Source organism: Streptomyces diversicolor (assembly GCF_057537855.1).
In genome coordinates this window covers 1-21,225 of sequence record NZ_BAAJXA010000022.1, presented here as the reverse complement: position 1 = coordinate 21,225, position 21,225 = coordinate 1, and the positions used below count along the sequence as shown (strand labels likewise).

Genomic DNA, 21,225 nt, shown 5'->3' with positions numbered 1-21,225 from the left:
TCGTACGGGCGGGGCGAGCGGAGGCGACACCGTTCGGCACCCGCGTAGCGGCCGGGGCGTGAGGGGCCGAAGGCCGCCGCTACGGACCGGTGTGACGATGCGGCGACGCGGCGGTGGTCAGGCCACGGATCCCACGACGACCGCCGTGCACACGAACGTCACCACGGCGATCGCCGCCATGGCGATCAGTGTCCCCCGCAGCCATCGGCCGAACCGGACGTCGTGCGCCGCCTCGGCGGCGCCGACGCTGTCGGCGATGTGCTTCGTCACCATGCGGGCCACGTACTTCTGCTCATCGAGGTACCACAGCTCGATGTTCCTCTTCTGCCGGTGGGTCAGCCCGTCCGTCGTGGCGATGAAGGCGGCCACGCGCCGGCGGGCGGCACTGAGATGAGCCTCCCGGTACAGAAGGGCCTCTATCTCGACCAGCCCACGAGCGGCTTGTTTGGCCGTGTTCACGATGCGCTCCCAGTATCGATGGCCCGCGCCCGGAACATGGGCCGGGCGCGGGGGAGTTCGTGCGATGACGCGTGCACCGCGCGATGGACCGCGGCGCCGGCCGAGACATGGGTCGGCGACACGGCGAGCGTAGGGGCGACGCCACCCGGGAGGCCGGCGGCGCCCCACCGGCCGCTCAGCCGGTCGCCCGCGCCGCCTCGTCGATCAGGCGCGCGACGTCGCCGGGACGCGAGACGCCGACCGCGTGGGAGGCGGAAACGGTCACCACCGTGGCCTTCGCGCGCTCGGCCATGAAGGTCTGCGCCCGCGCCGGGATGTTCCGGTCCTCGGTGGCCACGAGAACCCAGGACGGTATGTCCTTCCACGCCGGGGCCAAGGCACCCTCCGCCAGCGCGGCATCGGTCACGGGTCGCTGGGTGGCGGCCATGACCGCCGCGGTCTCCTCCGGGACATCGGCGGCGAACTGCTGGTGGAACGTGCTCTGCTCGATGTAGAGGTCCGCGACCCGGCTCCCGTCGGGCAGGGTGACCGGCACCGGGTGCAGCGTCTGCCCGAGGGTGCTGCCCGGGAACGTGCCGGAGAGGGTGACCGCGCTTTCGCCTTCGTCCGGCAGGAAGGCCGCGACGAAGACGAGTGCCCTGACGTGGTCGAGTCCGCTCGCGGCGTTGCTGATGACCGAGCCGCCGTAGGAGTGGCCGGCGAGGACCACGGGGCCGTCGATGGAGGCGACGAGTTGTCTGACGTACTCGCTGTCCGGGCCAGGCCGCGCAGCGGATTGCTCGCGGCCACCACCGGGTAGCCGTGGGACCGGAGCTTGTCGACGACGCCGTTCCAGCTGGAGGAGTCGGCGAACGCGCCGTGGACGAGGACGATGGTCGGCTTCTTTGCGGTCATGGGAGTTGCCCTTCGAATTGCCGGTGACATACGCGCGTCATCGGGCGTACGGCTGTGCTGGATCGCGGGGCTTCTCCCTCTTGGCGTGGGCGGACGGACCGTATTCCGCATTCCACCGGATGTCACGGCTCCCGTCCGCCGGGCGTCACTGCCGGCACGCCATGGATTCTTCGCGGAATCGCCTCGCGCGAGGGATCAGTCGGTGCCGAGGGCCTTGCGCAGGACGTGGATGGCCTGCTCGATCGCCGCGGTGGATGCCTGGGTGCCGCGAACCGGGTTCAGCATCATGAAGTCGTGCAGGCTGGCGTTGTACCGGACGCTCGTGGTCGGCACGCCGGCCTGGATCAACTTGCGGGCGTACGCTTCGCCCTCGTCGCGCAGTACGTCGTTCTCGTCGACCGCGACGAAGGCCGGCGGCAGCCCCTGGAGGTCTTCCAGGGTCGCGCGCAGCGGGGAGGCCGTGATCTGGTTCCGCTCGGCCGGGTCGGAGGTGTAGGCGTTCCAGAACCACTCCATGGCCTTCGCGGTCAGGTGCGGTCCATGGGCGAAGGTCCGGTAGCTCTCGGTGTCCTGCCCGGCGTCGGTGACGGGGTAGTACAGCGACTGATGCAGGAAGGTCACGTCCCCGCGCTGCTTGGCCATGTGGGTGAGGGCGGCGCTCATGTTGCCCCCGACGGAGTCACCGGCGACGACCAGACGGGAGCCGTCCAGACCCTCTTCGGAACCCTTGGTGGTGACCCACTGGGCGGTGGCGTACGCCTGCTCGATGGCGACGGGGTACTTCGCCTCCGGGGAGCGGTCGTACTCGACGAAGACCAGGGCCGCCTTCGCGCCCACGGCCAGTTCACGCACCAGTCGGTCGTGGGTGCCGGCGTTGCCGAGGATCCAGCCGCCGCCGTGCACGTAGAGGATCACGGGCAGGACACCGGTGCTGCCGACGGGCTTGACGATGCGCACCCGCACGTCGCCGACCCGGGCGGGGACGGTGATCCACTTCTCGTCCACGTCGGGCTTCTCGATCGGTCCGGACTGAACGTCGTCGAGCAGCTTGCGGGCACCCTCGACACCGAGTTCGTACAGCAGTGGCGGCTTGGCCGTCGCGTCGGCGAGTTCCTGCGCGGCGGGTTCGAGAACGACGTCGCTCACGGCATGCTCCTTGAGAGGTGGTGGGTTTGTGGAGGCTTTCCACCTCATGAGACCGGGCCGGGAGCCAATGTGTGACGCGCCGGGGAAAACGGCGCGGACATCACTCACCTATGGCTTTGGGGTTCGACCGCGCCCCGAAGTCGAAGGGGCGCGGGGAACTGCGCGACCAGCCACGACGGTGCCGCAGACGACCGACGGCACAGCGCGGCATGTCCAGCGGAGCGCTCAGTCGGTGGCCGGCCGGGTGGGGTCGGTGGGCCTCGGCAGCAGGAAGCCGTCGACGTACAGATCGACATGCTCGTTGTAGAACGCGGTCAGCCCGGCGATGCGGTTGGCGTGGATGGTCGGGAAGTCGTACATCCAGGCGATGTCCTCGTGGGAGGCGGTGTCGCTGTCGAACGACCAGTAGCCGCTCGTCGTCCCCTTGTACGGGCATCGGGTCACCGTGTCCGAGTGCCGCAGCCGGGTCCAGTCGATGTGCGTGCGGTCGAGGTAGTAGCGGGTCGGCAGGCCGGTCTCGAACAGCTTCACGCAATCGGGGGCGTCGGCCAGCACGACCCCGTCCACCTCGACCCGGACGCTGCTGCTGGAACGCAGCGCGTCCACACGGGAGTAGGGGCTCCGGGGATGGACGAAGACCGGCTCGTCCTCCTCGAACCAGGAGTCAAGCGCCTCCCACTCGAAACGCACGGTGTCACGCAGCGGCGCGGGGGCGCCCTCCCCCCAGACCCACGCCGCCCCGGCGCGGACCTCCGGACCGACTTGCAGGGTGTGACGGTGCGCGGGGCCGGCACCGAGTTGCTCGGTGTGCTTGTCGTCGTGGAGCACGCCGTCCACCAGGTCCTCGACCGGGATGCTGAACTGGGGGTACGCCTGCCATTCCCACACGTACAGCGCGCGGCGGGTGTCGAAGGCGACACGGCCTCCGATCATTCCCCGGATGCGGCGGGGAACGGGCTCGACATGCCCGATCGGGACGATGAGACTCGGGTGCAGGACACTTTCGGTCGCCATGGTGATCACCTTGTGTTCGCTGATGGTGCGCTTGCCGTGCCCGGTGTCCGCGGCCCCGGGACGACCGCGCCGACTCGGGCCGACGGCCCTCACCTGATCGTTCGATGCTATCGGCTGTGCCCGGCGGCCCCCGGGGTGCGGGACGCGAACACAGGGTGTCGTCACACGGTGTTCCACGTCGCCGTCTCGCGCCGATCCGGACCGGTGGCCCGGTCCGCCGGGCGTGCATCGATGACCAACGATGTCACACATCCCGGAGGCTCCCGGTCAGTGAGCTGTAACTGTCCCGCACCTGAGGAGATCCATCGTGGACGCGCGCATCAACTACTTCGGCAACGCCCTTGCCGGCAAGGTCATGAAGCACCTGAACTCGGCCGGCGCGGCGGTGCAGGGGGCCCTCCCGGTCGCCACGCAGGAGTTGGTGAAGATCCGCGCCAGCCAGATCAACGGCTGCGGGTTCTGCACGGACATGCATATCAAAGACGCCGTCGCCGCGGGTGAGGAACAGCAGCGTCTGAACCTGGTGGCCGTGTGGCGCGAGGCCACGGTGTTCACCGACGCCGAGCGTGCGGCGCTGGAGCTGGCCGAGCAGGGCACGCGCATCGCTGACGGCGCGGGCGGCGTGTCGGACGAGGTGTGGGCGGACGCCGCGAAGCACTACGACGAGGACCAGCTCGCCGCGCTGATCTCGCTGATCGCCGTCATCAACGCCTACAACCGCATCAACGTCATCAACCGGCAGCCCGCCGGCGGCTACAAGCCCGGCATGTTCGGCTGAGTCAGCCGCTTCGGCCCGGCCGGACACGGCCCGCCCCCCGCCTGGTCGCCCCGACCCTCGGTCAGGCGGGGGACGGGGCCCGGGCCCCGCCGGTGGACCGGTGGCCGCCCGGCCGCATCCCCCGCGGAACCGCCGTCCTCCACGCGACCCCGCGTTCCCGGCGAACCGTGGCCGGCTCCACGGGCAACGGTGGGTTCCGGATCCGCCATCGCGGGCCGTGAGGCACCTCTCGCCGAGTTGCCCGCCGTCGCCCTCGACCGCCTGCCCGCCGTCGGTGCGTCGATCGCCTTCGGCACGCTGCGGCAGACCGCCGCGGCCTCTCCTGCGCCGCACGGGCGGACACACGGCCGACTGATGGAGCCGCCGCTGGTGTCCCGCTTCACCCGTCACCAGCCCGTCGAATGACACCCGGCCGGGACCCCGGCCCTCTCACCGGCGAAAGCCCACCGGTCTCGCTTTCGAGCAGAGGGCACAGCCGGCGCACGCTCCGCAGGAGGAGCGTGCCGCGTTCTCCGGCACACGACGCGTACTGCGTCAAGCACGACGTGTACTCGTGGAGCTTCGTAGCGCAGGGGCGCAAGCCGCCGACAGGCGGGGCCCCGCGCCCGTGACAGCGGCCGTCGCCGGGGTGTCACGGGCGCGGGGCCCCGCCGCGAGGGTCAGGCGGTGGGCCGTGGGGCGCGCAGGTGGGCGCGCTCCTTCAGCTCCTCCTCGTCGACCAGTTCGAGCATGGGCTTGCCCGGGGCGCACATCATGGTGACGACGAACTCGGTCCTCTCGTCGGAGAGGGCGTTGCCGTCCTGGTAGTGGATGGCGTCGCCGCCCGGCTCCCAGAAGGTGCCGCCGGCCTCGACGACGCGCTCGGGCTCGCCCTCCAGCTCGAAGCGGACCGCGCCCTTGATGACGTAGCCGAACGCCGGGCCGGAGTGGCGGTGCGGTGGGGTGCCCGGGTCGCCGGGCTCCCACTCGACGTGGATGGTCATCGCCGAGGCACCCTCGGGAATGGTGATCGGGGAGGCGTCCTGAAGCATCTTCGCCGCTCGGGTCCAGCTCGGCCCGTCCTCGCCGCCGTTTCCGTGACCGTGGCCGTGGTGGGCGTGCTGTGAATTCTCCGACACTGAGTCGCACCTTCCGTGTTCCACCGTGCCCGGGCGGCACATCGTCCGCCGTCACGGTGGTCATGTCCGGTCGTCAAGACCGCTCGCCCTCCTGACCGGGTGTCCGGCGGATCTGTGACAAGGGGCGGCGCCGACCGTGGTACCGCGCCCGGGAGCCCGGCGCGGTGTCACAAGAACCGGACCCGTCCTGTCCAGGTGTGTTGAGCACGGTCGGCGCACCGCGTCCGCCACCGTCTCCGACGGATACCCGGCGGGGCCATCGGCCCCCGGCGGGGCGACGCGTCGTCGCTCGTGCTTCCCCACCCCTCGTCCCGCGACACCCACCGTGTCCGCGGCCGGCGTCGCCGACACCCACGCCGTGACAGGAAGGCTGCCATGAGTGAACCGTCCCGGCCCACTGAGACCCCCGTGATCAGTGAGCTGGACCGGCTACCCGACCGTGACCGCGAGGAGACCGCCGAACGGCGGGCCTGTCCCGACGCTGTGGCGCGGAACGCCGGGCCGGCCGGCGGGTGTCACCGGCTGCGCGGAGGGGTCAGCGCACCGAGCTTGACGTTCTTGTCGCCGGTGGCGGCGTTGCTGATCACCGAGCCGCCGTAGGAGTGACCGGCCAGGACGACGGGACCGTCGATGCCGGCCAGGACGTCCTTGAGGTAGGCGCAGTCGCCGCTCAGGGAGCGCAGCGGGTTGGCTGCGGCGACCACCGGATAACCGTGGGCACGCGCGCAAGCAAGCAAGCAAGCAAGCAAGCAACGCTGTCACACGCGCGGCCCGCGTGCTGTCTTGCTGGATATGCGCCCTGTCATCACGAGAGCACCGACCGCCCGGCCGGAAGGGGACTCCTACGCCGTCACGGCGGAGTTCTACGACATCCTCCAGGCCGACGAGGACGAGACGCGCGTCCGTCACCTCTAGGGCCGGGAGGTCGCGAAGGCCCGTCTCGGGGTGCTGGACATCGGTGCCGGTACCGGACGGGTCACGCTGATGAGCCTGGCCGAGTCCCGGGCCGACGTGCACGCCGTCGAGCCCGCACGGGCCATGCGCACGTCCTTGATGACCCGTCTCGCCGCCCTGCCCGCGCCGCTGCGCAAGCGGGTGACCGTGCACCCGCACGCCCTGGACGAGACGGCGCTGTACGCGGTCGCGGACGTGGCCGTCTGCCACAACACGGTCGCCTGTCTCTCGCCGGCCGCGCGGCACGCGGTCTGGCCCGCGATCGGCGCGGCCCTCGCCCCCGGCGGTTCGCTGTTCCTCCAGTTGCCGCCTGCCCGGCTTCCCGCAAGGACCGTCCTGCGCGCCCTGCCCGAGCGGCGGGTCGGCGAGCACGCGTACGGCGGACGCATGGTGATGTCGACCGCCGGTGACCGCATCCGCACACGCGTCGACTACTGGGTCCACGGCGCGGAAGGTGTGCTGCGGGAGCACACCGAGACGTTCTGGATGTGGCCCGCCTCGCGTGCCCGGCTGATCGACGACCTGGCACGGCACGGGTTCGTCCCGTTGCCGGGGCACCACGACCCCGAGGTCCTGGCGATGACGCTGCGTGCCCCCCGGTCGGCCGACGGAGCACGCCGTCTCGTCCGGCGGCCCGAACGACGTGTGCGGGACGAGCCGGCGGGTGTCCACGCCGAGACGGCCGGGCCGGGGACACCGGCGGGCCCGGCACGCTCACCCGGAGGTGTCACACCCGCCGCCGTCGCCCGGTCTCTTGGATGACCGCACCGCACGGCTCGCTGTGGGTGCCTCTCCGTGTGTGCCTCATCGTGTGTGCCTCATCGTGTGTGCCTCACAACCTCAGACTGGAGTCCGGCGTGGGGACGGACGACGCCGTGCTCCGCGACCCCGCGGTTCCCCTGGAGAACCTTCTTCCCTGAGGCACCGGACCATGCCGAGAAAGGACCATCCATGACGTACGAGTCCCCTGCCGTTCTGGACGCCGGGCCGTCCGACGGCGTCGACCCCGACGCGTTCGTGCGAGCGGCCATGCGCTGGCACTTCGACCCGGCGACAGGCTCCCGCTACTGGCTCGACCGGGCCGATCGGCTCGCCTTCGATCCGCGGCGGGACGTCAAGGGCGTGGACGACCTGTCGCTCTTCCCCGACCTGACCGACGAACTGCGGGACGTCCCGGTGGCGGACCTGATCCCCCGGGGCTACGGAGGCGGGGCCAGGCTGGTCAACGTCTTCGACAGCGGCGGAACGACCGGGGCGCCCAAGCGGGTCGTCCAGCTCGACGACTGGATGCGGCACAGTACCCAGCAGGTCGACAGGCGTCTGCGGGACCACGGGCTGCCCACCGGTGTCCAGTGGCTGACCGTGGCGCCGACTGGCCCGCACCTGGTGGGCGACGTGCTGCAGCGGGCGGCCGGGGCCCTCGGCGGCCCGGGGCTGAGCATCGACATGGACCCCCGCTGGGTGAAGAAGCTGGTCGCCGCAGGCCGGAGCGACGAGGTCGAGTCCTACACCGACCATCTCGTCGAACAGTGCCGGCGGATTCTGCTGACCCAGGACATCGGGGTGCTCGCCGCCACCACCCCGCTGCTGGAGCGCTTCGCCCGCGAGGACGACCTTCTGGAGCGGATCAACGGCTCCGTCGCGGCGATCATCTGGGGTGGCACACACATGGACCCCGACACCCGTCATCTGCTGGGCACGGAGGTCTTCCCCGATGTGCCGCTCATCGGCATGTACGGCAACACCATGATGCTCACCGCGCTGCTCGAACGGGTCGGCCTCAGCACGTCGCAGCCCTGTGTGTTCGACCCGGTGTCGCCGTACGTGTTCCTCTCGGTCGTGGCCCCCGGCACCGGGGAACGGGTCGAGATCGGTGAGCGGGGCCAGGTGATCGTGAGTCACGTCAGCAAATCCATGCTGATCCCCAACAACGCGGAACGCGACACGGCCGTGCGCGTGCGGCCTGCCGACGGTCACGCGGGCGACGCCGTCGCGGACGTGGCGCCGGTGCCCACGGTGCAGGGTGAGACGGTGATCGAGGGCGTGTACTGATGGCGGCTGCCGAGGTCACCGGGCCGGTGTACCTGGACGCGCAGGGCCCCCGCGGTCCCTACCGGACGCGGGTGCCGAGCACGGTGACGGATGTGTCCGGTGCCGAGGTGGCGCGGCTGAGCCTGGTGCCGCCGGTGTACGTCGACCGGACGCTGGCCGCCCTGCGCAGGGCCGAGGCGGTGCCGGCGGCCGGCGTTGACGCGCTGCTGGAGGCGGCCGGCGAGGAGTTCGTCGCCGGCACCGTCGGCGGGCTGGGCGTACGCGAGTACGAACACTTCGTCAGCCGTACCTCCGGCACCCCGCTGACGGTGGTGCGCGCCGCGACGCGGGGCACGGCACGGTTCGTGCGGCTGGCCCGTTCGTCCGCCGAGCAGGGCAGGCCGCGCGGGGCGGTCCCGGACCGCCGCGATCCGGCCCTCGGGGCCGGGCACGCCGTATGGGCCCGCCGGGGCGAGGTGTTCGCCGTCAACGCCTCCGGCAACCACCCTGGCGTCCACCGGCTGTGGCTTGAGGCGCTGGCCCTCGGCTACCGCGTCGCCGTACGTCCCTCGCGGCGGGAGCCGTTCACGCCGCACCGCCTGGTCGGGGCGCTGCACCGAGCGGGTGTCCGGGAGGACCAGCTGGTGCTGGTGCCCACGGACCACCGGACCGCGGACACGCTGATCCGCGGTGCCGATCGCGCGGTGGTCTACGGCGGCGACGAGGTGGTCGCCCGGTACGCCCGCGATCCCCGCGTGCTGCCCCAGGGGCCGGGCCGGTCCAAGATCCTCATCACCGCGGACACCGACTGGCGGGAACACCTGGACACGATCGTCGGCTCTGTCGCCGACGAGGGCGGCACCGCGTGCGTCAACGCCACCGCCGTCTTCGTCGAGGGCGATCCGGCGCCGCTCGCCGAGGCCGTCGCGGCCCGGCTGTCCCGGCTGCCCGGTCTGCCGCCGCAGGACGCGCGGGCGGTGCTCCCGGTGTGCCCGCTGGACCGGGCACGGGCCCTCTCCTCCTATCTGAGGTCGGTGGCGGTGGGGGCCCGTGCCTGGCTCGGCGGCGACGGCGTCGTCGACGACCTCGGTGACGGAAGTGCCGTCCTGCGTCCCGCCGTCCACCAGGTCGGCAGCGCAGGCGCCGCGCAGCTGCGGACCGAACTGCCCTTCCCCTGCGTGTGGGTGGCGCCCTGGAACCGTACGGACGGAACCGCTCCGCTGCGGGACACGCTCGTGCTGTCGGCCCTCACCCGCGACCGCTCCTTGCTCGACGCGCTGCTGGCGGAACCCACCATTGCCAATGTGTACGTAGGTGACCACCCGACCTACTGGATGGCTCCGGGAGTGCCCCACGACAGCTATCTGTCGGACTTCCTGATGCGCAGCAAGGCCGTCATCGGCACCGTGTGACACGCCGTCAGTGCGGCATGAGCAGCATCACGGCCGTCCCCAGCGGCATCGCTCCGTCGCGCGCGTGACCGTACGGGTCCGTCGCGGCGGCGCGGTGCGCGGTGTCCGTGGCGGACCGGAGCGAGGGCATGGCGCGGGTCAACGACCGTATCGCGCAGGCGAGGAGATACACCGTCAGCAGGCCGGTGACCACGGCAGCCGTTGCCGAAGCGCCCGCGGCATGGCCGACGGCCGCGGTGTGGTGCGCGGCCGGGACGCCTCCGGCCAGGGTCTCGTGGGAAGGGACCCCCTGGCCGTGGGCACGCGGCACCCAGGCCATCGCCGCCATGCCGGCCGCGGACGGCAGCCGGCCGGCGATCGCCGCCACGGTGCCCGCCGTGCGGCGGTGGAGGGCGGTCAGTGGGAACCACAGGGCGGCGGCCGTGAAGAGGACCGTCACGGTCCGACCGGACAGCGATCGGGCGAGGTGCCAAGGCATCGCCGCCATGGCCACGGCCATGGCGAAGTGCAGGATGTGGTCCACCCGGTCACGGCGCCCCGTCCCCGGTGACCGGACGCCGTGCAGCAGTGCGTGCCATGCCACGAGGGCGAAGAGCGCCGTCAGTATGCAGTGCACGACGTCGACGGGAGTGTCCATGGGGCGGTTCAGGCGGTGGGACACGGGGCCGCGCCACCGCCCGGCTCGCGCAACGCGCCGCCCGCCTCGACCGCGCGCCCGGCGCGGGTCAGGGGCGCCGTGCCCTGAAGCGGCTTCGCCGCACGCATCCCGCCCGCCGCTGCCTCCCGGTCGCCGTGGCCGAGAGCGAAGTGGTCGTGTGCTGGCTTCTCGTCCGACACTGTGTGCGCCTTCCCTGATCCATGACGGTTCGCAGACTTGACCGGGGGCGCCGTCGACGTGTGACACGACCCGGCCCGGGGGGTGCGATGAGCGGCTGACCTGCCCGGGCGTTCTCGGACCTGCGGCGGACGGTCGTCACAGGAACGGTTACTCGTCGGTCATCCAGTCCCCCGGCGCGGTCCCGGCGGCGCGGCGTCGAAGGCCCGGTCCTCGACGCCGGCGCGGGGGCGCGCGATGACGTACGCCATCCTTCTCCTCCTCGGCGTCGAACACATCACGGGGCCCGTGCGGCCGTCGGACTCGTCGATATGACCGTGGATGCCGTCACGTTGTGACACCCCGGTGGTCATCACCCCTCGGGCGCCGGTGTCACAAACCGCCGCCTGGCCTGGTCCTAGACAGTGACCATCCAGAGCGACGGGAGCAATCGTGCCTATCACCGAACGACGTCTTTCCACCACGGTGCTGGTGATCGGTACCGGCGGGGCCGGCCTGCGGGCGGCGATCGAGCTGGCCGAGGCCGGCGTCGATGTGATGGCCGTCGGCAAGCGCCCCAAGGAGGACACCCACACCTCCTTGGCCGCAGGAGGGATCAACGCGGCGCTGGCCACCATGGACCCGGAGGACAGCTGGCAGCAGCACGCCGCGGACACCCTCAAGGAGAGTTATCTGCTCGGCGATCCCCGCACGGTCGAGATCGTCACCCAGGGCGCGGCCCTCGGCATCGACGACCTGGAACGCTACGGCATGGCCTTCGCCCGCGAAGCGGACGGCCGGATCTCGCAGCGCTTCTTCGGCGCCCACACGTTCCGCCGCACCGCCTTCGCCGGCGACTACACGGGCCTGGAGATCCAGCGCACTCTCATCCGGCGCGCGAGCCAGCTGGACATACCCGTGCTCGACAGCGTCTACATCACTCGTCTCCTGGTCCACGACGGCGCCGTGTTCGGGGCCTACGGCTTCGACCTCACCGACGGCGCACGTCACCTGATCCACGCGGACGCCGTCGTCCTCGCGGCCGGCGGGCACACGCGCATCTGGCGACGTACCTCCTCGCGACGGGACGAGAACACCGGCGACTCCTTCCGCCTGGCGGTCGAGGCGGGCGCACGCCTGCGCGACCCCGAACTGGTCCAGTTCCACCCGTCCGGCATCATCGAACCGGAGAACGCCGCCGGCACCCTGGTCAGTGAGGCGGCCCGCGGCGAGGGCGGCATCCTGCGCAACGCCCTCGGAGAGCGGTACATGAACCGCTACGACCCCCAGCGCATGGAACTGTCCACGCGCGACCGTGTGGCCCTCGCCTCCTACACCGAGATCAAGGAAGGCCGCGGCACCCCCCACGGCGGGGTGTGGCTCGACGTCTCCCACCTCCCCCGCCAGACGATCATGAACCGGCTGCCCCGGGTCTACCAGACGCTCCTGGAACTGCAGATGCTCGACATCACCCGCGAACCCATCGAGGTCGCCCCCACCGCGCACTACTCGATGGGCGGCGTCTGGGTCCGTCCCGAGGACCACAGCACCGACGTCCGCGGCCTGTACGCGATCGGCGAGGCGTCCAGCGGTCTGCACGGCGCCAACCGCCTCGGGGGCAACAGTCTCATCGAACTCCTCGTCTACGGCCGTATCACCGGCCAGGCCGCCGCCGCCTACTCGGAGTCGTTGACCGCGCAGCCCCGGTCCGCGGCCGCCGTGGCCGAGGCCCGCGCCGAGGTCGACGAACTGCTCGCCGCCGACGGGCCGGAGAACGTCCGCGCCCTTCAGCGCGCCATCCGCAACACCATGACCGAACACGCCGGCGTCGTCCGTGACGAACAGGGGCTGCGCACCGGCCTTGCGGAACTGGACACCATCGAGAAGCGCATGGAGAACGTCGGAGTCCACCCCGACATCGCCGGCTTCCAGGACCTGGCCCACGCCTTCGACCTCAAGTCGGCCGCGCTGGCGGCCCGCGCCACCCTCGAAGCGGCGTTGGAACGCCGGGAAACCCGCGGTTGCCACAACCGCAGCGATTTCCCCGGCACGGACCCCGCCTTCCGCGTCAACCTCGTCTGGTCCCCGACGACCGGAATCACCCACGAGAGCATTCCGCCCATCCCGGAAGAGATCGCGTCCCTCATGGCGGATGTCTCCACCGAAGGAAAGCTCGTCGAATAGCGGGCCGTCAGCCATGACGAGCGCCGGCGCCCCGCCCCTTCACCGACAGACAGCGATCACAGAGAAAGCCACCGACCATGCTGATCCAACGCCATCAGGCCGTTTCTCCCGGCCCCGGTCCGTACCCGGCGGTGACCGGCGCCTACATCATCGACCCGCTGCACACTACGATCGGCTTCTCCGTCCGGCACGCCATGATCTCCAATGTCCGCGGGAGGTTCGTCCGTTTCGAGGGCCTTGTCACACTCGACGGCTCCGACCCGTCCCGTTCCGAGGCGTACGTGAGCGTCCAGACCGACAGTCTGGACACGGGAGTCAGGGACCGCGACGCGCACCTGAGCGGACCCGCCTTCTTCGACTCGGCGACGTTTCCCCTGATGAGCTTCCGCTCCACCAACGCGGTCCCGCTCGGCGACGACGAGTTCCGCCTCGCGGGCCGTCTGCGCATCAAGGACATCGAACTGCCCCTGGACATCGACGTCGTCTTCGGCGGAGCCGGCGACGACGCCTACGGGAAGCATCGGGTCGGCTTCGAGGGCACGGCCACCCTGCGGCGTTCGGACTGGGGGCTGGCCTGGAACACTCCGCTGGAGACGGGGGGTGTCCTCGTCGGTGACAAGGTGACCGTGACCCTGGACGTCTCGGCGGTACGGGTCGACCCGGACGCGGCGTCCTGACCGGAGGCCGACGCGGGTGGGCGGGTGGTCCCGGTTCCGGGGCCACCCGCCCACCCGCGTCGGTGACACCCGCCGCGCGGTTCGGCGACCGGGACGGCCGGCCGCTCGCCCGCGCTCAGGCGGCGGCCTCCGTCGCCGCCGGCTCGCGCGCCGCGCGCCGCCGCAGGGCACGGCGCTCCCCTTCCGTCGTGCCGCCCCAGATCCCGTCGACCGGGCCCGCGTCGAGGGCCCACGCCAAGCACTGCTCCGTCACCGGGCAATGACGGCAGACGGCTTTCGCTTCATCCGTCTGTACCGCGGCCGGACCACTGTTGACGCTGCCGATCGGGAAGAAGAGATCAGGGTCTTCGCGTAGACACAGGCCCCGTACGCGCCAATCCATGAAACACCTCCTGGGTGAGGAACGGATACCGGTTCGGGGGGTGGCTCGTCGTGTCAGGGAGTGCACAGAAAGCGGTGGGTAATAACATCCCGCTTCTCACTTGAGAGACCGGACGATCGGCGTGCGTGTGACATCGGGCCGACGGACCGCCCGCGTCCCGGAGGTCCGGAAAGAAATCCACCGGGAAACTGTCACGAAGCGCCCGCGCCGTCGGTCACTTCGAGCGGAGGTGACCGCGACACCCGGCCAGAACCCTCGGTGCGCCGGGCCGCCGCCCCGGCGGTCCTCGGCACCCGGCCGCCTGGTCCCCTCCGCGACAACGCCGCTGACAAAGAAACGGAGGCCGAACGATCATGCATCCAGAGGCGCCCTGCGTGGAAGGCGACTTGAGCGAGGCCGTTTCCGTCTTCGTGGAGCTCCGGCCACGGCTGTTCGGCATCGCCTATCGCGTGCTGGGCAGTGCGGTGGAGGCCGAGGACGTCGTCCAGGAGGTGTGGCTGCGCTGGCAGCGGACCGACCGCGCCCTCGTGGTCAGCCCCGTGGCGTTCCTGTCGAGCACAACCACCCGGCTGGCCATCAACGTGGCCCAGTCAGCCCGCGTCCGCCGCGAGACGTACATCGGTCCGTGGCTGCCCGAGCCCATCGACACCGGCAATGACCCGCAGGTCGGCGCCGAACGGGCGGAGGCACTGGAGCTCGCGCTGCTCCTGGTGCTGGAGAAGCTTCCCCCGACCGAGCGCGCCGCGTACGTGCTGAGAGAAGCCTTCGACTACGACTATCCCGAGATCGCGCGCATCCTGCGGCTCAGCCCCGTCAACGTGCGGAAGATCGTGAGCCGCGCGCGCAAACACCTCACCGACGACCAGCGGGACAGCGTCGACGCCGCCGAGCACCGCAAGCTGCTCCATGCCTTCGTCGCCGCCGCGCGACAGGGGGACGTCGCCTCGCTGGAGGCCCTGCTCACCCCGAACGCGGTCAGTGTGTCCGACGGGAACGGCATCCGGGGGGCGGCCCGGGTCCCCGTCCTCGGCCGTGCCCGCGTGGCGAACCTGTCGACCGCCCATCCGCGGTTCTGGCCGACGGTCGAGGCCGAAACAGTCGAGGCCAACGGGCGAGGCGGCATCCTGCTCCACCGGGACGGCCAGCCCGCCACCTTCATGACCATCGCGGCCACATCCCGTGGCATCCACCAGGTGATGTGGGTCTTCAACCCGAGCAAGATCGCCGCCTTCCTCGGCTCCCGCTCCCGTCACGCGGCCGTCAGCGGTGTCTGAGCACGCCTTCCCGGCCGGTGCCGGCATGCCCGTGGTCGGCGGCGTCGGCGGGGTGTCACCGACGGGTTCCACACCGCCTCCTCCCCTTGAACGGCCCTTCGGCATCACCGCCGCCGCGGGCGGTGTGCGCTGTCGGTCTGACAGCTAGACCGGACGCGGGCCGATGCTGTGACAGCTCCGCAACGAAACACACTTTCATCCGGACCCCGCCGTCCTCCGCCGATCCCGTGGCAATACAGTGTGTTGTGTCAACAGGCCGCCCATGCAGCCCACTTGACCGGGGCGGCCGCCACTTCGATTCCGCCTGCGCGTTGGACGGTGTGTACGGGAAGGGCAGCTTCCTGACGGAACCGTCGGGCGCCGACCACGTGCACATCGGCCAGAACCGTGGCGCGACGAACGTCGTCCTGGAGGTCCTCTACGTCCTGCCGCACGGCGCCCCCCTCGCGCAGGACGCCCCCGACCCCGGCTGCGAACCGCAGTAGCGGGCGTGCCGTACGGCGGTTGTCACAGCTCTCCCCACTGCTCGGTCAATGCGGTGTCGACGGCCCGGGCCCGCCCGGGCCCCGGAGCGAAGGAGGAGGAGCATGGCAGCCGCACACGTCGGCCGGGCCTTCGAGCGATCGCTGTTCGGGAGAAACCCGTCCATGGGCTTCCCGCACGAGTTGAGGAAGGACGAGGCAATGCCCCGAAGCACCGACCGGCAGACCGAGCCCGCCGCCGTCACCGCGTCGCTCGCGGCGGAGGCCGCCCTGCTTGAGGGACGGCTGAGCCTGCTCCGAGAGGCGATCGACACGGTGGACGCCCGCATCGACGCGGTCTCCGAGACCCTGAGGCGACTGCAGCGCTCGGTGGCCGGGCCCGCCGACGGCGAGGCGCGCTCGGGCGAGGCGGGCGTCACCGGGCTCGATCACTCGGCGACGGACCGTCCCTGACGGAGCGCGGCCGGATCCGCGAGTCGTCGTGCCAGCCGGTCTCGGCTGTCCGCCGCCCGCTCCGTTCCCGGCCGGCGCGGGCCGCTGCATAATGATGTCCGGGTAGCATCCCCTCGGTACTGGGCCGAGCGACGGAGCCGGCGCATCGGGCGGCCCCGCCGGAACAAGGGGTGAGGACGAGAGGAACCATGGTCTCCGTGACCGCCACGGCTCGCAACATCGAGATCACCGCCGAGAGCCTTCAGGAGGACCTGGCTCGGCTGGAGGTTCAGAAGCAGGCGCTGGAGCGGGAACTGGCCGCGGTCACCGCTCATCTCGGCTCCGTACAGCGTGCCCTCAGCGCCCTTCAGGCCCTCATGCCCGGGGCCGCTCCGGCATCGGCGGCACCCGGTCTTCCGGAGGTGCCCGCGCCGGCGGAGCCGGTGCCCGCGCCACGTGCGACACCCGCGGACCCGGCCGAGGACGCCGACGAGAGCAGGGCGGCGGCCGGCCCCACCGCCACCGACACCGACGGTGTGAAGACGTACGGCAGGCTCACCGAGCAGATCCTCGCGTACTTCGCGGAGGCCGGAGACGTCGATGTCCGTGCCCGGGATGTCGCCTCCGCGCTGGGCCGTGACACCGACAGTGGGAGCATCAACGCGGTCCGCAGCACACTCGACCGGCTCGTCGGCACCTCCCGCGTCCGCCGTGCCGGTCGCGGTCTCTACCGCGCGGTCACCTCCTGAACCGACGGCGGTGCCGCGCCGCGTGGGGCGGTTACGCCGATGTCCTGGGCTGCCCGCCTCCGCGCACCGGGCGCCCGCCTCGCTCCGCCAGGAGACGCGGCCCGGCCGGTCGGCCGGGCCGCCGCGCTCGTCACACGCTCGCGTGTGCGGCCCAGTGCCGCTCCAGGATCTCGGCGACCTCCGCGGGCCGCTGAAGCACCGTCCAGTGATTGCAGTCCATCTCGACCACCGCGGAGGCGTGCAGGGATGCGCCGAGCTTGCGCCCGAACTCGATCTGACAGGCGGGGTCGAGCGCCCCCCCAGAAGACCAGGCACGCCGCCGACACGGCGGACAGCCCCGGCTCCCACTCCGCGCCCATGGTGAGCGCCGACCGGTACAGCCTGAGGACCGCGTCCTTCATCGGCTCGTCCACGCGGCTCACCATCTCCCTGGCCAGGTCGATGGGCACGTCGAAGCCGGCCGCCAGGTCGGCGGCGAAGGGCTCCGGTCGCAGGTCGGCCATGAAGCGGACGCCTTCGACCGGGTCCTGCCAGACCTTGGCCAACGGGTGCCAGACGTAACCGGAGTTGATCGGCCCGTTGCCTCCCGCCCAGGTGCGGACCAGATCGGGACGCAGATAGGCGACACGGAGGGTGAGAATGCACCCCCAGTCGTGACCGACCAGGTCCACCGGCTCACCGACCTGCTCCAGGCGCTGGATGAGCCAGTCCACGTACTCCTCCTTCGTGGAACCGAAACCGGCCGGACGCGCGGCGCCGAAGCCGGGCAGGTCCCAGGCTTCCACGTCGGTCCTGGTCAGGTGCTGTCGCACACCGTCCCATACATGGTGGGTGTCAGGAACGCCGTGGATCAGGATCGCAGGCATGAGTGATTTTCCTTCATCAGTGGACGACGCCTCGTACATGAGAGCGGCGATCCATCCTGTCACACTGTTGTCGACTCATGGTGTGCCATCGGCGCACACCGGGGATCGCCCCATCCGCACGGGGACGCATCCGCCGCTATGCCGACGGAACAGGCACGATGGGCCGGCGTCCGGGCCGGTGACGGACCGGACTCGGTTCCTGTCACACCGCTGTGGGTCAAAGACAGTGGATCGTCCTGTAACAGTGTGATCACCTGGTGGGCTTCTTCTTGAGGTACACCCGCCGTCGGCGGATCATCGGAAGGTGTGAAGCACTCGTATCAGCCGCGGACACTCCCCCGGACGACCGACGACCCGTCATCGCCGCTGTCCCCCGGCACCCACACGATCACTGTCCCTCATGGACCCGCCCACGTCGAACAGCGGTACCACGTCGCCGGCTCGGGCCCGGTGTGCATCGCTCATCCGGGCGGACCGGGCATCGGCTGGGACTATCTGCGCATGCCCGGCCTGGAACGCCATCTGACCATGGTCTACGTCGAACCGGTCGGCACGGGCGAGTCCGGACGGCTCCCCGATCCGCACGACTACACCGTGGCCACGTACGCACGTCTCCTGCACAGTGTGATTGCACAGCTGGGGCTGCCGGAGGTCACCCTGCTCGGCCACTCCCACGGTGGTTTCGTCGCCCAGCAGTACGCCCTCGACCATCCCGGACGGCTCGCCGCCCTCGTCCTGTACGACACGTCGCCGGTCGCGGACGAACAGTTCTGGTCGGCGGCGGTCGCCGCCATGGAACGGTTCGTGCAGGACCATGTCGATGACCATCCGGAGGTGGCCGGTTACGTCGCCGCCCTCACCAGCCGTCTCGACCAGCTCGACGACGAGGGCACCACTGCCGTGCTGCGGACGATGATGCCGGCCTATCTCTTCGACTACTGGGGCAGGGAGGAGGAGTTCGCGCCCGCCCGCCGGTCGCTTCGGATGTACGCGGCTCCGACCCGAGGGCAGGGCGCTCCCTTCGACATCCGCGACGAGCTGCCCGGCATCACCACCCCGGCGCTCGTCCTGGCCGGCGAACAGGACTTCATCTGCGGACCGCGATGGGCCCGTCTTCTGCACGAGAACATGCCTGACACCGAGCTGTCCGTCCTGGAGGAGACCGGGCACCTCGGGCACATCGAACGGCCCGAGCAATTCAGTGCCGCGGTCCTGGCGTTCCTCCGCGGTGTCCTCGGGAGTGAGCAGATCCCGTGACGGCGTCGCCGGCCGAGGATCAGTTGACGTCCCGGTCGCGGCCCGCCCAGTACGGCTTGCGCAGCTTGAACTTCTGGATCTTTCCCGTCGCCGTACGCGGAATCGCGTCCCGGAACTCCACCGAGGTGGGGGCCTTGTAGCCTGCCATGCGCTGCTTGCAGTACGCGATGATCTCCGCCTCGGACACATCGGCGCCCTCGGCCGGCACCACCAACGCCTTGATCGTCTCGCCCCACTTCGCGTCCGGCACCCCGATGACCGCCACCTCCGCAACCGCGGGATGACTGAAGATCGTGTCCTCCACCTCGATCGAGGAGACGTTCTCACCTCCGGTGATGATCACGTCCTTCCTCCGGTCGGAGATCGTCAGATGCCCGTCCGTCTCGTCGATCGACCCGCCGTCCCCGGTGTGGAACCACCCGTCCTCCAGCACCGCCGCCGTCTCCTCCGGCTTCTCCCAGTAGCCGTCCAGCACCACGTTCGACCGTGCCAGCACCTCGCCTGAATCCGCGACACGGAGCCTCACCCCCAGCGCCGGCAGCCCCGCCCGCGACAGCTTCCGCGCCCGCTCCCGCGCGGGCAGCGCCTCGTCCTGGGGCCGCGTGCGGTTGAACGTCAGCACCGGCGAGGTCTCCGTCAGTCCGTAGATCTGTGTGAACTCCCACCCCAGTTCCTCCTCCACCCGCTGGATCATCCGGCTGGGCGGCGGCGCCCCCGCACACACGATCCGCACCCGGCCCCGACCCGGGATCTCCCCCTGCCGGCCCGCCGCCGCGTCCAGCACCGCGTTCCACACCGCCGGCGCACCGCACATCAGCGTCACGCCGTGCTCGTCCACCCGCCGCAGGATCTCCGCCCCGTCCACCTTCCGCAGCACCACCTGCTTCACACCGAGCCCGGCCATCACGAACGGCATGCCCCAGCCGTTGCAGTGGAACATCGGCAGCGTGTGCATATACACATCCCGCTCCCACGCCCGGGTGTGCAGGCCGAAGGTCAGCCCGTTCACCCAGATGTTGCGGTGGGTGAGCTGGACTCCCTTGGGGCGTGCGGTGGTTCCGGAGGTGTAGTTGATCGTCGCGGTGGCGTCCTCGTCCGGCTCCGACCACGGGCGCGGCTCCACGCCGAACCGCATCAGCTCGCGCTCCGTCTGCTCCCCCAGCACGAACCGGTGATCCGTCTTGATGTCCGCCACCGTGTCCTGGACCTCGGGATCGACCAGCAGCACCGAGGCACCGCTCTGCCGCACCACGTACTCGATCTCCTCCGCCTTCAGACGGAAGTTGACCGGTACGCAGATCCGCCCGCTCATCGGCACCGCGAACAGCAACTCCAGGAGACGGGCCGAGTTGTGGCTGACCACCGCCACCCGCTCGCCCTCCCCCACGCCCAGCGCGTCCAGCCCCGCCCGCCACGCCCTGACGCGCTCGCCCAGCCGTCCGTACGTCGAGTCCGGCACCGGCGGCGCGGGCTGGCTCGGCTCGTCGATCACCCCCGAACTGGCGGCGAAGCCCAGCTCCGCCCGGTCCAGGAAGTCCGCAATCGTCATCGGAACCCGCATCGCTCTCCTCCACTCCTCTCGGTCAAGCCTGCCCCTACGCACACCCCACGGCCCGCGTTCCGCCCCCCGGCTCCGGACGCCACCACCACGTCGCCCACGCGACCGACACGGATGACGCGACGACGGCCTCGCGCGGTGGGACACCCGGCCGTACGGACGAGCGTGTGCCGGATACGGTCGCGCTCGGCACGATCGAGCCGGTCGGCGGGGACGAGCAGCGCGGTGGCCGGGCGACCACGGCGCCCGGCTTCATCGCGGCCGGCGCGTTCTCACCCGGATCGGCGAGCATGACCGTGACGTCGTCATCGGCGGCGACCCCGCGCGAGCGCGGCCGGTCCGCGACACGGGCGGAGCGGGCGGGCCTGCCGGGGCGGAGCAGAGCGTCGACGGTTCCCCGCCGCGCGTGGGCCCGTCCGGTGTGGTCCAGGGCCCGGACGGAGTGCTCGCCGCGCGGCCGGTCGCCGTCGTCATCGTGTGCTCCCTGCTGCTGCGTCTTTCCCGTCGCTCGCCTGGGGCGCCTCGGACGGTGGCGGTCCGCCGCTCCTGTTCACTCGCTCCCCTCCGTGCCGGACCATTGCCGGGCGGCTCTCTGGCATCGTTTGACGTGCTCCCTGGCCTAAAGTCCAGGGATTCCGGCCTGGGTCGTCTGGCCCTTCCGGGGGCTTCCTGCTTCACCGCGCTGTGCGGGCACGTGTGCCCGTCTGTAGAGTCGGCACGGAGCGCGGTGCCGGTGTTCCCACT

The 21,225-nt window shown here is 71.1% G+C and carries 21 protein-coding genes and 3 pseudogenes; 13 read left to right on the top strand and 11 right to left on the bottom strand.

Annotated elements, in window-relative coordinates; translation table 11 throughout:
• Positions 1–117: 117 nt before the first annotated feature.
• The 4 genes and pseudogenes from AC27LF_RS25375 to AC27LF_RS25360 form a co-directional block, all read right to left on the bottom strand.
• Positions 118–459, bottom strand: a complete 342-nt coding sequence (locus tag AC27LF_RS25375; RefSeq protein WP_479658865.1) for a hypothetical protein — start codon at positions 457–459, stop codon at positions 118–120.
• A 175-nt stretch (positions 460–634) separates the two neighbouring features.
• Positions 635–1,353: pseudogene (locus AC27LF_RS25370) on the bottom strand (alpha/beta fold hydrolase).
• A gap of 195 nt (positions 1,354–1,548) precedes the next feature.
• Positions 1,549–2,499, bottom strand: a complete 951-nt coding sequence (locus AC27LF_RS25365; protein ID WP_479658866.1) for an alpha/beta hydrolase — start codon at positions 2,497–2,499, stop codon at positions 1,549–1,551.
• 225 nt (positions 2,500–2,724) lie between these two features.
• A complete protein-coding gene (locus AC27LF_RS25360; RefSeq protein WP_479658867.1) occupies positions 2,725–3,513 on the bottom strand; it encodes a DUF427 domain-containing protein in 789 nt (262 codons plus the stop codon).
• A 307-nt stretch (positions 3,514–3,820) separates the two neighbouring features.
• Here AC27LF_RS25360 and AC27LF_RS25355 point away from each other — a divergent pair, with 307 nt between their 5' ends.
• Entirely contained in the window at positions 3,821–4,291 is a 471-nt protein-coding gene (locus tag AC27LF_RS25355; protein ID WP_479658868.1) for a carboxymuconolactone decarboxylase family protein, read from the top strand.
• 189 nt (positions 4,292–4,480) lie between these two features.
• Positions 4,481–4,696 (top strand): hypothetical protein, encoded by a 216-nt coding sequence (locus AC27LF_RS25350; protein WP_479658869.1) that lies wholly within the window; start codon positions 4,481–4,483, stop codon positions 4,694–4,696.
• 254 nt (positions 4,697–4,950) lie between these two features.
• Here AC27LF_RS25350 and AC27LF_RS25345 read toward each other — a convergent pair whose 3' ends face one another.
• Entirely contained in the window at positions 4,951–5,409 is a 459-nt protein-coding gene (locus AC27LF_RS25345; protein ID WP_479658870.1) for a cupin domain-containing protein, read from the bottom strand.
• A gap of 548 nt (positions 5,410–5,957) precedes the next feature.
• Positions 5,958–6,158: pseudogene (locus AC27LF_RS25340) on the bottom strand (alpha/beta hydrolase); the annotation flags it as partial.
• Positions 6,159–6,201: 43 nt separating this feature from the next.
• On the opposite strand from AC27LF_RS25340, the gene AC27LF_RS25335 reads away from it, so the two are divergent.
• The 4 genes from AC27LF_RS25335 to AC27LF_RS25320 all read left to right on the top strand — a co-directional run bounded on the left by AC27LF_RS25335 (position 6,202) and on the right by AC27LF_RS25320 (position 9,806).
• Positions 6,202–6,324, top strand: a complete 123-nt coding sequence (locus AC27LF_RS25335) for a hypothetical protein (RefSeq protein WP_479658871.1) — start codon at positions 6,202–6,204, stop codon at positions 6,322–6,324.
• Positions 6,325–6,354: 30 nt separating this feature from the next.
• A complete protein-coding gene (locus AC27LF_RS25330; protein WP_479658872.1) occupies positions 6,355–7,125 on the top strand; it encodes a class I SAM-dependent methyltransferase in 771 nt (256 codons plus the stop codon).
• Between the two features lie 189 nt (positions 7,126–7,314).
• Positions 7,315–8,415: a phenazine antibiotic biosynthesis protein gene (locus AC27LF_RS25325; protein WP_479658873.1), complete on the top strand. Its 1,101-nt coding sequence runs from the start codon at positions 7,315–7,317 to the stop codon at positions 8,413–8,415.
• Positions 8,415–9,806 (top strand): aldehyde dehydrogenase family protein, encoded by a 1,392-nt coding sequence (locus AC27LF_RS25320; RefSeq protein ID WP_479658874.1) that lies wholly within the window; start codon positions 8,415–8,417, stop codon positions 9,804–9,806. The genes AC27LF_RS25325 and AC27LF_RS25320 overlap by 1 nt, the downstream gene beginning before the upstream one ends.
• 7 nt (positions 9,807–9,813) lie before the next feature.
• Here the strand turns inward: AC27LF_RS25320 and AC27LF_RS25315 are convergent, their stop codons facing one another.
• Both AC27LF_RS25315 and AC27LF_RS25310 read right to left on the bottom strand, forming a co-directional pair.
• On the bottom strand, positions 9,814–10,443 hold the full coding sequence (locus tag AC27LF_RS25315; protein ID WP_479658875.1) for a DUF5134 domain-containing protein: 630 nt from the start codon (positions 10,441–10,443) through the stop codon (positions 9,814–9,816).
• 8 nt (positions 10,444–10,451) lie between these two features.
• Positions 10,452–10,643, bottom strand: coding sequence for a hypothetical protein (locus AC27LF_RS25310; RefSeq protein WP_479658876.1), 192 nt, complete (start codon positions 10,641–10,643; stop codon positions 10,452–10,454).
• A 430-nt stretch (positions 10,644–11,073) separates the two neighbouring features.
• On the opposite strand from AC27LF_RS25310, the gene AC27LF_RS25305 reads away from it, so the two are divergent.
• Both AC27LF_RS25305 and AC27LF_RS25300 read left to right on the top strand, forming a co-directional pair.
• Positions 11,074–12,804, top strand: coding sequence for an L-aspartate oxidase (locus tag AC27LF_RS25305; RefSeq protein ID WP_479658877.1), 1,731 nt, complete (start codon positions 11,074–11,076; stop codon positions 12,802–12,804).
• An 80-nt stretch (positions 12,805–12,884) separates the two neighbouring features.
• Positions 12,885–13,481: a YceI family protein gene (locus tag AC27LF_RS25300; RefSeq protein ID WP_479658889.1), complete on the top strand. Its 597-nt coding sequence runs from the start codon at positions 12,885–12,887 to the stop codon at positions 13,479–13,481.
• Positions 13,482–13,596: 115 nt separating this feature from the next.
• On the opposite strand, the gene AC27LF_RS25295 is transcribed toward AC27LF_RS25300, so the two are convergent.
• Positions 13,597–13,863: a WhiB family transcriptional regulator gene (locus AC27LF_RS25295; protein WP_479658878.1), complete on the bottom strand. Its 267-nt coding sequence runs from the start codon at positions 13,861–13,863 to the stop codon at positions 13,597–13,599.
• Between the two features lie 353 nt (positions 13,864–14,216).
• Between AC27LF_RS25295 and AC27LF_RS25290 the strand changes: the two genes are divergently transcribed.
• The 4 genes and pseudogenes from AC27LF_RS25290 (at position 14,217) to AC27LF_RS25275 (ending at position 16,800) form a co-directional block, all read left to right on the top strand.
• Positions 14,217–15,137 (top strand): sigma-70 family RNA polymerase sigma factor, encoded by a 921-nt coding sequence (locus tag AC27LF_RS25290; RefSeq protein ID WP_479658879.1) that lies wholly within the window; start codon positions 14,217–14,219, stop codon positions 15,135–15,137.
• 290 nt (positions 15,138–15,427) lie between these two features.
• Positions 15,428–15,622 (top strand): annotated as a pseudogene (locus AC27LF_RS25285) (cupin domain-containing protein); the annotation flags it as partial.
• Between the two features lie 102 nt (positions 15,623–15,724).
• On the top strand, positions 15,725–16,072 hold the full coding sequence (locus tag AC27LF_RS25280; protein ID WP_479658880.1) for a hypothetical protein: 348 nt from the start codon (positions 15,725–15,727) through the stop codon (positions 16,070–16,072).
• A gap of 188 nt (positions 16,073–16,260) precedes the next feature.
• Entirely contained in the window at positions 16,261–16,800 is a 540-nt protein-coding gene (locus AC27LF_RS25275; RefSeq protein ID WP_479658881.1) for a hypothetical protein, read from the top strand.
• Here AC27LF_RS25275 and AC27LF_RS25270 read toward each other — a convergent pair.
• Entirely contained in the window at positions 16,779–17,666 is an 888-nt protein-coding gene (locus AC27LF_RS25270) for an alpha/beta fold hydrolase (RefSeq protein WP_479658882.1), read from the bottom strand. The genes AC27LF_RS25275 and AC27LF_RS25270 overlap by 22 nt on opposite strands.
• 306 nt (positions 17,667–17,972) lie before the next feature.
• Here AC27LF_RS25270 and AC27LF_RS25265 point away from each other — a divergent pair, with 306 nt between their 5' ends.
• On the top strand, positions 17,973–18,923 hold the full coding sequence (locus AC27LF_RS25265) for an alpha/beta fold hydrolase (protein ID WP_479658883.1): 951 nt from the start codon (positions 17,973–17,975) through the stop codon (positions 18,921–18,923).
• 19 nt (positions 18,924–18,942) lie between these two features.
• Here the strand turns inward: AC27LF_RS25265 and AC27LF_RS25260 are convergent, their stop codons facing one another.
• Entirely contained in the window at positions 18,943–20,484 is a 1,542-nt protein-coding gene (locus AC27LF_RS25260) for an AMP-binding protein (RefSeq protein WP_479658884.1), read from the bottom strand.
• Positions 20,485–21,225: the final 741 nt, after the last annotated feature.